Genomic DNA, 12,044 nt, shown 5'->3' with positions numbered 1-12,044 from the left:
TTGGAAGGCTATGTGCAGCATTTGAGTTGCTGGCACAAAAATACTGTGCATAATTTAAACCTTGATTCACATTGTAGAAAATTAGCAAGAAGTGCTGCTGCAAGTTTAGCGGTTCTGTTATCGATATCTTTTTTTGGATTAAGCTCAACGATATCTAAAGCAATTACTTTTTTAGATTGCTTGAGCTTACGTAATGCATTTGTGACAAAAGGGCTATCAATACCTAATGCTTGTGGTGCACTCACCCCTGGGGCAAGCGCTGCTTGAAAAACATCAAGACATAGCGTGATATAGATTTGCTTATTTTGTGCTGTAATTTTGTCAATAAATGACAAGTCTTGTGGGCTGTTGTTGATGGACTCAGCAAGCAAATACTGTGTATTGGTCGCATGAGCGTAATCAAATAAACGATTAGTGTTAGCAAGCGGCTGCACACCTAAGCAATAATAGTTAAAGTCTAGTTGTTGATCTTTTAAGTAACGTGATGCTTGATAAAATGGGGTACCTGAGCTGCCAAGGTCGCCTGTTAAAGTTTCACGCAAATCAAAGTGTGCGTCAAAGTTAACAATTGTTGGGTTTAACTTTTCTTTATAAAGGCCTTGTAAGTGTCCCCAAGCCGTTTCATGCCCACCGCCAATGACAATCGGTGTGGCGTTAAGTTGTATGACTTTAGCAACATATTCTGCTAATAACTGCTGTGCTGCCTCAAGATCATTGCTATCGCAATGGACATTACCCGCATCATACAGCATGGTATTACTCTCTAGATGTGCTGCTAAGTTAAAAAACGCACGTCTAAAGTATTCAGGACCTTCTTTGGCGCCTATAACACCTTGATTGCGCTTCACACCTTCATCACAGCAAAAGCCAATTAAGATAAAATGTTGTTTATCATACTCTAATGTGCCGATGGTTTGATTAAGATCAATGCTTTTAATCAGTTGATGGAAATACTCATTGTTAACATCAGTTACTCGAGAAGCATAGGTTGATGTGTTATTAGCAGGCAAGTATTTCATAAGATTAAAAGCATACTTAATTACAGAATGTGTAATATCTTTACCAATAAAGTGCTTGATCGCAACCCTGATATGCAAAATTCTTTAAAATACTATGTATATATGCATTTTTAATCTTCATAGGTCATAATAATCTGGGCAATAGTTTCAAGCTCATCCTTATTAATAAGCTCGAGCTTTTCAATCAACTCAAGAATAATATTTTGAATATAGCGATATGAGCGTCCCGATTGGCGTGCAATATCCTTTGCTGAACCACCTGCAGCAATGGTTTTAAGATGCATGAGCTCACTTTCTGTGAGATTATAAAGTGCTTGAATTAAAGCAAGTCTTGGTTGTTCAAATTGCGGTGTATTCTGTGCTTTTAAGCGTTTGATATCCTCAGCAGAGGGCGTTAATAGTTGTTGGATATGAATGCGTTTATAGATAAGATTCATTGTCGAGCGTAAACGTTGGAAATATTGCGCCTTTTTCTTGAAGCTGCATAAGTTAAATGAGGCTTTAGTGGTGTTAAAAAGTAAGACATCTTTATAATCAGCATAAAGTCTTTCAGTGACGAGTGTTAGGTATTCATCAAAATTTTGCTTGGCAGGCTGCTGCTGTGGAAACTCACTATAATCAATGATGCGATAGGCTTCTTGATTGAGTGTGCCATAAAGGGCATCAAGCTGCCAAAATCCCAATCTAAAGTAAGCTTTAAGCTCATCAGGTACGGTGCTGCCAACATAATTAAAGTCATAGGATTTAGTCACACGGAAAAAATCAAAACCAATAATGCCATCTTGTGAAATAAGTGTCAGAATCTCTTTAATTGCGCGTTCATTGTACTGGCAATCGCGATAGATAGCTGTCATGTCTTTTGTTGATAAATGACTAAATGAATTAAGGTAGTAGGTGTTTTTATCATTCTCATGAGTGTTGTCATTATTGTCATTTTTATTAATACAATCATTTTTTGTATACTTATTACCCATGTAGCTATATCCGTTAACACCTGACTGTATCAAGTTTAGATGAGAAATGTGAGGACACAAGTATAAAATACAGGGTGTATTTTATACACTAATAAGTCCTATTTAAAAAAAGTATAACTATGCTCCCTGGCACAAACAGTGACCAGTTTTGTATTTGTGATGTTAAATATCAGAATGATTCAAAGAGGAGCATATGAAAAACAATCTTATTTCTAATTTATCTAACCCATTTAATAAATTTGGTTTACCCATTAAATTAAGTTGCATTGCCGTTGCCGTCGTGCTTTCTGGTTGCGGTGGCGGAGGTGGTAGCAGCTCAAGCTCGAATGACGCGTCAGTAACTGCGGTACTTGCAGCAAGTAATAGCAATAATTACTTATGTCAAGCAGCAGAAAATGGTGATTCCAGTTGTAGTGATAGTGTGATGATTGCTAATAATGCAAGCAATACCATCACGGGAGTTGGTACATCAGTCAGTAGCAGTGCGACAATACAGCAGGCATATTTTGATGCGCTACCTGAAGGGTGTAACGCCACCTTTAATACGGATACAACAAACAGCTGTCTCCAAAGTAACGGATCATATAAAACACTAACAACAGGTGAGCAATGTCAGCTTGCCTTTAGCGTATCATGTCACGCTCCTGTGCATTTAGATACACATCTGACGATTAAGTATCAGCATAGTAATACTGATTTTGCGCTTAATGCACCTGTAAATCAAACCTTTCTGGCAAGTGATAACTTTACGTACTCGGTTGAGCAAACGCCTTTAGAGATTATGTTAGGTGCTGATAGTAGTATTGTATTGACCAATCAATCAGACCAAACTTTGCGTCATCTAAAGCTTGTATTACCTGCTGCTTTATCTGGTATAAGCACGGATACACATTTGCATATTGACGCATTAACGCCAGGTGAAAGTGCAACACTAGCATTTCATCTACCCGATGATGTGACTAAAGAGACGATTACCAATGCATTAAATCAGTTTTATGTTGTTGCAGATAACTTGAAAAGAACCATGATTCAAAATATTGATATCAATAGCGGTTTAGAAATCAAATCAGCTCCAACCGCTGCGCTTAATAGCACACAAACACTCTATCCGGTAACTTTAAAGAACAATACCAACCAAAATTATGATCATGTCAGCATTGCATTATTGGATAGTCAAGGTCATGTTATTCAACAAGGGATAACTGTTAATCAAAGCCAGCTAAGTGTTTTAGCTAACTCAACCAAAACGCTTTATATCAAGCTTGATAGCGATGTTGCCGAGCGTGTTGTTAAAGTTCGTGTCGACTATCAAACACACTCTGGCAATGAAACAAAAGCGTTAGATTACCAATTAGATATTGATGCGTTAATCAAAGCACAATCATTAAGTGTCAATAGTCATGTATTACCGTATGTTGATCATTTAGTTAAAACGTTAACGATTACCAATAATGGCGAATTTGATTGGTATCCTTCTACAAATGCAAGTGATTATGAGGTGGGCGGCGAAGGTATTTCGGTAAGCGCATCCTCAACAGGACAAAGTTGCTTAAGTGGCAAAGTGGTTAAGCCTGGCGGCTCTTGCACATTAAATGTAAGTTACACCAAAGATATTGCTCAAAATGTTCCAGATAGTGCCACTATTAATATTCCATTGGGTGATAATGTTGCACAAGATGGCGTCAAAACAGTGAGTTTAAGCTTGGTTGATCAAAAGGTATCACTATCACCTAAGTATCAACTGATTCCTTACGTGATTAATACCACAGATACTCAGGCAATATATCGCTTATTATTATCCAATGATGATCAGGAAGCGATGACGAATATTAAAGTGCATCTACCTCAAGGCTACAAAAGCGTTAATGACCCCTTAGCAGATGCCAACGCCTGTCAAGATGGTATGAGCTTGGCAAGAGGCGCAAGCTGTGTGTTAAGCATCGGTCTTGTTAATCCGACAGCTATTGGTGCACTTGCCCAAGGGAAAATCAGCATTGATGCCGATATTAATACACAAGCACATCAAAATATTGCACAACTTGACCTATCAGCGCTTAATGTAATTGCGGCAGCAAGTAATGATGCCAGTGCGGTATTGCCGAGTGTAAGTTTAAGTGAAGTCACACCAAGTAGCATAAATAATGAGCGTATACAAATTGCATTGAAGAATAATAGCGATCAAGATATTGTTAATTTAGCATTACATTTACCGCAAGATTTACGTGATTTATTAACAGCTGAAAGCCAATCAAGCTTAATGATTCCAGTATTAAAGCAGGGTCAGTCTTATATCTTTACACTGAGCTTTAACTCAAGCGTTGCAGCTGAGAGCTATATTGACGCGCACTATGATGCATTATTAACGAATCAAACAACACATGACTTAAGCTTAACAGCAGCAAACATGTTGGCATTGTACCCAAGCTTTGACGTAACTAAATATACGCTAGAGGCAGATAATCAAACATTAACGGCCACTGATAATCAGTCGATTAGTTTACATAATCCAACAACGAGCCCGATGGTTGTTACTGCCTTGACTTTAGGTCATGGTATGACAGGAGTAACCCTTGACCCAGCGCTTTATTTTCCATTAACAGTTAATGCCAATAGTACCGTGCATATCCCGCTTGAAGTCATTAGCTCAGCAGAGGGTAGTGCGATGTATCAGGTGGATTATAGTCTGAACAATCAAAATAAATCATTGCAAAAACAAATCCACGTTGATAATCAGATAACAAGCAATGATATTAATATTACCCCTAACTTCTTAAGCCAGATGCAAAAGCCATTAGTAGACGGCAGTACATTACAAAAAACACTAACGATGACCAATAATGGTCAATTTGACTGGCATATGAGTGATAATGGTGCTGACTATAAAATCATTGATTTAGCAAATAATGAGCTTGCCCAAGGGGTAACCCTTGCTCCAGCGCAATCTAGCTGCTTAAGTGCAGGTAGTATTGCGCCTGGGCAAAGTTGTACATTAGTACTTGGTCTAAGTCATACGACTCCTGATCAGATCGCCCTTGAGATTGCGGCTAAAAACAATTTAGCAGATGCAAAAAATGTGATTTATACAACAACGACAAATGCTTATTTATTTGATCCCGTTGATGCAGGGTTTATACCAAGCAAGGTTAAATTCTCGACAGTTGAGGCAGATGAAAATCCCGTGTACGTCAGCTATCAACTAACAAATCATGCAACGCATGCTATCACATTAGATAGTATCCCAAGCTTTAGCTTAGAAGGGCTTTCAGCTATTACTCTTGCCAGTGAAGCTGAAATAAGCAGTTGCGTTGATGGCATGACATTACAACCCGGTGAACATTGTAATATTCGACAAAAGCTTATGTTTAATAGTGATACAGCATTAACCGAGGCCATTAATGGCTTTATCAATGTTCACGCGACAGTCGATGGGCAAAACATACAGCTTCTGCATCAAGCACTGACTGTGGGAGGTGATGATAATGTTGATTATATATCACCGCAATTAAGTGATTTAACCTTAACAGCAGGTAAGGTAAATACCCTTGAAATCACCAACCCGTCACAATATGAAAGCTTAAGTGGTGTGAGGCTGCATATCCCTGAAGTCTTAACAGGAGATAGTGATAATCTGGTGATTAACAGCTTAGCACCCTCACAGTCTTATCAGTTTAGTTTCACACCTGCGATGGATCAAAGTGTATCTGATTGGTTAAATGCCAATAAAGGTAGCTTGCTCGATAATGCAGAAAGCTGTTTGATTTATGCCACAGCATCTAATGGTAATAAAGTTTGTCCACCAGTTGATGTCAAAGCACCATTTGATTTAGCTGATTCAAATATCAATGTTGATTCACCTGGGGATCATTTCTATCAATTTGAATATAGCGGAAGCTCACAAACACAGCTTGAAAATATTGCTTTGATTACAGGAGATAGCGTTGGGTTAAGCCTTGTAAATGATGATACGACTTACCCATTGACATTGCATTATAGCAATTTAAAGAGTGTTAGTTTAAATGCAGATCCTAATAGTTACATAACTAGCAATGGCGTGAAACCAAAACTTGAGATCACCTTAAGTGGTGGCGTTAAATATGATGTGCCGATAAACCTTACACAAAACAAGGCGCAATTAACACATGGTAATTTATATATGCTCAGCCCTCAGCAAGGTGAGACAAGCACGGTTAATATGACGATTGAGAATACAGGTGCATTTAACTGGCAAATTCCAACTGCAACAAGCTTAACAAATGATATACACTTTTATAATCAAGCAGGGCAGTTAGTTAGCGCAAATTTTGCGGTACTGGGAGCTACGACAAACTCTTGTACTGCATTAACTTCATTGGCATCTGCTGAGAGTTGTAATTTAACGATTGAGGCGCATAGTAATGTTGTGGCTGGTGATTATAATATGCAAGTTTCTCCGGATCTTCATTTGACGATTGATGATGGTAAGCTCAACTTGCATGTTGTTAATGAGTTAGGCTTTGAAAGTCATGTTGATAGTGGCGGAGTTGGGTTAAACACGCAAGCAATTACCTTATCAAACTACACATCGCTTGCTAAAGAAATAGATATAGATATGCCACAAAACCAAAATGCTTATCAAGTGTTAACCACAGGTATTAATTCACCATGGTGTACAGCGCTTTCTTGTCCCAAGTCGTGTGATATCAATAATGGTAAAATTATGATGCCAGCGGCAACAATCGATGGAGAGGATATTACACCAAGTCAGTGTAAAGTCTACGTTCATAAAACCAATGCCCCAGCACTTGCCATTGATCATATATCAATAGGCTTGCCAGGACAGATGAAAAGCTATGAATTAAGGCCATTACAAAATCTATATCTAATGAAAGACAATAAGTTATATCATAATATTTTAGACAAAGCAGATGGCTTTTTATTTGATGTTAATAATTGGCAAGAGATAGGACAAACCTCAACAGAAGACTCTAGTGTTGCTGATTTAGTAACAGATGATCATGGTAATGTTTATGCTGATGGGCGTTATACGACACTTTATCAACTAACTAATCAAGGAATGCAGTTGGTTGCTAATTCAACAAAGAATGTCAGCATTACATCGCTTGAATTTGATAAAGGGTATTTATATGCTACGGTGTCTCAAGATCAAGAGATCTATCGTATTCCTGTTGATGAGATTGGTGTGCCAGGTGCACCAAGCTCACCAACATGGCAGAAGTATTATGATGCGCCATCTGGGTATTACTATTTGGGTGAATTAAACGCGCTACCATTTACACTTAAAAATGATAATCCTGATAGACCCACTTTGTTGATGATCTCTGAGTATAAAAATAATGGTAATGTTGCATTATACAGTAACAACAAGTGGAATAATTTGGAGTCTATTCCTGAGAATAACCCACCGGCGGGTTCAGGTCAATATGGACAGATTTTTACCTTGGCGGTTAATCCAAGAATACAATTAACGCCAGTGCCGCACTATGACATTCTGTTTGGTACACATCCGACAGGTACGTCACAAAAAGGTGGTAATTCGACAATGAAAAAAGTATACAAAGCCGTATTGGGCTGTAAAGAAAATGGTGTTTTATCAGTGATTACAGGTAATGATCAGTGCCAAGCAAGTGACATGGTATTAATTGATCCGGCAAGTTTGGCAGGCGAGCTTACAGAGGGCTATCAGCTAATAAGTCAATCAGTTAACCCATATTATGGTGTGTTAAACCTGCAAATTGTCTATAACCCTGTAAATTTAGTCGATCAATATATCTATATGTTAGGCAAGCGAGAGACAACACACTTTAGCACGGATGGTTCAGTCAATGAAATGTATATGATGGGGTATGATAAAAACTCACCATGGCAGACTGAGAACCCAATCCCAATGTTGGGCTCATCTCCTAAGTTTCAAGATATCGATGTGGTCAATGGTATGCAGATTAAAAAACAGTAATAGCTAAAATCAAAAATGATAGGGTGTATTTTGTACACTTATCTTCTTAAGGTGTGCTTAGTACACTTTGCAATCTAACAAGATCCATAGCAATCATAGTGTTATGGATCTTAAATTTATCTCTGTCATTTAAAAATAGCCAAAGAGGAATATCTATGCCTTGGATTAAGAAATCAGTATTTTGTTTAACCAGTATGACGGTATTAGCCATTGCTGGTTGTGGTGGTAGTGGTGGCAATAGCAGTGGTTCGGCGCCAATAGTAAGCCCTCTTGCAGTCAGCAGTGATATGCCTGAGCAATTAACGCCAGAAACCGCAACAGATAGAAGCTCAGAGGTTGAAATTCAAGTAAAGGTAGGTATGGATCAAACGTTTGAAATGAATCAAGTCGGTGCTGCTGAATCACCATCAAAATCTGTGCACATCACAGCAGTATCGATATCACCAACTGTTGCTCAGTATGTTCATCTTGAGTCTGGTCATGCAGATTCATGTTGGTCAAATGGCACAGGTGTAAACCTGCAAGCAGGGCAAAGTTGTAATCTTTACTATAGTGTTGAATCCTTGGCTCCAACTGCCATTAATGGTGATGTAAAGATCGCATTAAGTGGTGCTTCGCAAACAGCGATTGAAGTGCCTGTGAAAACAACATTTAAACCTGCCAGTGAGATGACAAATGTTTTGCAGTTGCAATCATCCATCACGATAACACCAGGTGGTATGATGCAGTTTGTGATTCATAATCCTAATAATGAAGCAGTCAAAGATGTAAAGGTTGACCTAAGTCACGCACCAGATGCAGTGATTGCTGCATTAGATTTACAAGATATTACAGGTGGTCATTATAGTACAATCACGAAGATGATATCGGCTAATACGACAATGTTAGCATCTAAGCAAACGTTGACGATAGCGCTTCTTGTTAAGCCTGATGAGAATATTGCGGGTGAGGCAATTAAGTATTTCTATCAAGCGCTTGAGCAAAACAAATACCATGATAACCCCATTTTTCAGGTGATTGCTGATAATGCGCAAGATTTGGTTCCGGTTAGCGTTAATGCCTATTCCGTACCGGCAACCTTATTAAGTCTCGATATTAAAACACCAGGGGAGTATCAACAGACACTTACCAATCATAGTACTCGGGCAATGATGATTAAAACGATTGCTTTGACGTTGCCACAAGGTGTGACACTTAAAAATATGCAGAATAAGCAAAACATCCAAAAAACGTGTCAAAAAGATACCTTATTAGCAGCAGGCGGAAGTTGTGTCCTGTCATATCAAGTTGCAGATAATGCCTATCAGGCTCAGGATTTTAATAAGCGCTTTGCCAATATTAATTATTTTTCTGATCAAATAGCTTATAGCACTCAAGATCAAGTCTCTGATCAGGATGTAACAATTGCAGGTGCGGATGTTGGCTTTAAAGAAGCATCGCATTACATTAATATGGATTCGCATAATAGCGTGATCAATGTTGCGATTGTTAATCATGGTGCCTTTGCTTGGCAGCTGCCTAATAGTTTGGATGCATTTCAGTTATATCAAAACACAACAAATCAACCACTACAAGGTGACTATCTGAGTGTTGTCGCACCAACCAATGGTCAAGTATCTTGTGCAGTGGGTGGGACATTAGCGGTAAATAGCACCTGTTATATTGGGATTAAGTATACGCAATTAAACGCGTCACCCGATGCTAAAGGTTATCGTTTAAGCCTAGCAAAACAAACCAATATAGCTGCAGCGATTAATAGTAATATCTATTTAACTAAAAGCGGGGTTAATGCCGAAATATCGCAAGATGATAATACGGTTTATCCGAGTGTCAAAGCGATTAAACTCACCAATACCAATTTTAATAACGAGTCGGTTTTGGTGTCATTAACTAATGACAATCTTAAGCAGTTTTCTGTCTATGATGGCACGCAAGCTTGGTGTAGTGCCAATACGTGCCCTAAATCATGTTTTAACAGTGATCAGTTATTTACAAAAGGGCGGATCAATACATTAACACTTGATGCTTATTCTACGAAAAGCGATAACACCTGTTATATTTATATCAAAGGGCAAAATGTAAATGCAGGAGATAAAGCAACGGCCTTATTACAGATTGACAAGCTTGGCGCTCATGCGGATAAAAATAAAAGATTTAATTTTACCGCAAGTGGTGTACTGTATGCGAGTGTGAACAGCCAGACAACACCTTATGTTTATCAGTATGATCAAGCAGGGTGGCATGTACTATTTGTTGGGAAAAGTACAGGTGAGTATATGTTAAATAGCTTTATTTCAGGCGTTGGCATTTCTCCTCAAGGTGTCGTTTTTATCAGTAATGGTTATCAAACATTGAAGCGTCCATTTTTGCCAGATGTTTACCCACCAGTTTTGGGTAAGCGCTTTACTTCAGTACTATCTATTAACGGTCAGAATATTTTTTTGGGACTAAGTGATGCATTGGGAGATTTAAGTCAAAGTACACATATCAAAATCAATGGTTCAGGGCAAATTGTTGTGTCAAACGTTGGTATGATAGAAGATGCACATGCCTATATAGCGCAAGCCTCAGTCAATGATTTTGATGGTTGGAGTAAGTTGGCAACACCTGTTTCATCAACGATTAAAGATGCAATACCAATGACTTTAGATGACAAAGGTGACTTATATTACATAGCGACTGAACAAGGTCAAACCTATAAATTAACCAATCAAAACAACTCGCCATTAACACAAACGATTGCTAAAGCACTTGGCACTATTAAGGTATTTAACATGGGTAAAACAGCAACGGGAGATATTTATCAAAGTATGCAGTGTGGTCAAAATGGTCAAGATATGGTTTGTATTGAGGTGCTTAAGAATAGTGTATGGCAACAAATAGCTACCTTTCCAAATGATGCGAGCTCTAACATGTCCGTCGCATTTGATAGCAATAGCAATGTCTACTTTTCTTCACTGAACACGCATGCGGTTTATTATGCGAACAAATATATGCCAAGACAGATTCTAGGTGCTGATTCTAACCCATTTAAACAAGCCAATATTTATGGATTAAAAACGATTAATGATACGGTTTATGTATTAGCAAGTAAGGGGTTATATACCTATGATCAGTCACAAGCTAAATGGCAATTGTTGGCTAATTTGCCAGCGGCTAATTTATCTGAAAACCCAGAGATTATGAACAATATGCGTGTTGCAACGCAATTGGATGTAAGCACTGATAGCCATTGATTCTTGAATTTATTAACTGCAGTTAATAAGATTAAAAAGTAAAGCAAAACTTCAATAAATTATCGATTGTTTTCATCGGCGTGCTCAGGCAAAATAAGACGACTTTTGATGCGCGATTTATCGCAAATTTTTTATTAACCGTTTAGAGTAAAAAGAGTAAAAATGGCAGTTAAAATAGAGAAAAAAATCACAGGCTTTAATATTGTCAAACCCGATGATGGGGCAAGCAATGTTGCAGTTAAATCAACAAAAAAAGAAAAATCACATCAGCAAATGAGTGAAAATATCAAGCGTCCAGAATCATTGCTTGGTGAAACCTATAAGATTAAGCCACCTCAGGCAGAGCATGCGTTGTATGTGACAATTAATGATATCGTTTTAAATGAAGGTACTGAGCATGAGATGCGTCGCCCATTTGAGATCTTTTTAAGCTCTAAAAATATGGAGCATTTTCAGTGGACGATTGCTTTGACTTTGATTATTTCAGCAGTTTTTCGCAAAGGGGGTGATATTACCTTTTTAGTTGAAGAACTACGATCTGTTTTTGATCCTAATGGCGGTTATTTAAAGCGTGGCGGGAAGTATATTCCTTCATTAGTTTCTGAAATTGGTGATGTGATTGAAAAACATTTGAAGAAAATTGGCATGTTGCCAGATGATGAGTTAGATGAAGAACAAAAGCAATATATTGCCGCTAAACGTCAAGAGCTGGATCAGCGTCAACAGCCAAGTAATGACGCAAGCAGTAACTTTCCACCTGAGTCACAACTATGCACCAAATGCAGCACTAAAGCGATGGTGCGCATGGATAATTGCTTAACTTGCTTAAATTGCGGTTACTCTAAGTGCGGATAAATCAATC

At 38.2% G+C, this 12,044-nt stretch carries 5 protein-coding genes; 3 read left to right on the top strand and 2 right to left on the bottom strand.

The annotated features are described in order from the left end of the window. Positions 1 to 8: 8 nt before the first annotated feature. On the bottom strand, positions 9 to 1,097 hold the full coding sequence (gene hutG / locus ACY10D_RS03890; protein ID WP_486999464.1) for a formimidoylglutamase: 1,089 nt from the start codon (positions 1,095 to 1,097) through the stop codon (positions 9 to 11). A gap of 32 nt (positions 1,098 to 1,129) precedes the next feature. Then, entirely contained in the window at positions 1,130 to 1,993 is an 864-nt protein-coding gene (locus ACY10D_RS03885) for a helix-turn-helix transcriptional regulator (protein WP_486999463.1), read from the bottom strand. A 193-nt stretch (positions 1,994 to 2,186) separates the two neighbouring features. Here ACY10D_RS03885 and ACY10D_RS03880 point away from each other — a divergent pair, with 193 nt between their 5' ends. The 3 genes from ACY10D_RS03880 (at position 2,187) to ACY10D_RS03870 (ending at position 12,037) form a co-directional block, all read left to right on the top strand. Next, complete coding sequence (locus ACY10D_RS03880) at positions 2,187 to 7,946, top strand: hypothetical protein (RefSeq protein WP_486999462.1); 5,760 nt, start codon at positions 2,187 to 2,189, stop codon at positions 7,944 to 7,946. Between the two features lie 155 nt (positions 7,947 to 8,101). Continuing rightward, a complete protein-coding gene (locus ACY10D_RS03875) occupies positions 8,102 to 11,182 on the top strand; it encodes a hypothetical protein (protein WP_486999461.1) in 3,081 nt (1,026 codons plus the stop codon). Between the two features lie 162 nt (positions 11,183 to 11,344). Further along, a complete protein-coding gene (locus ACY10D_RS03870; RefSeq protein WP_486999460.1) occupies positions 11,345 to 12,037 on the top strand; it encodes a TSCPD domain-containing protein in 693 nt (230 codons plus the stop codon). The last annotated feature ends 7 nt before the right edge of the window (positions 12,038 to 12,044 follow it).

The organism is Cysteiniphilum sp. (assembly GCF_057495195.1).
Note: the sequence above shows the minus strand (reverse complement) of the source record. Positions and strands in the feature narration are given on the sequence as shown.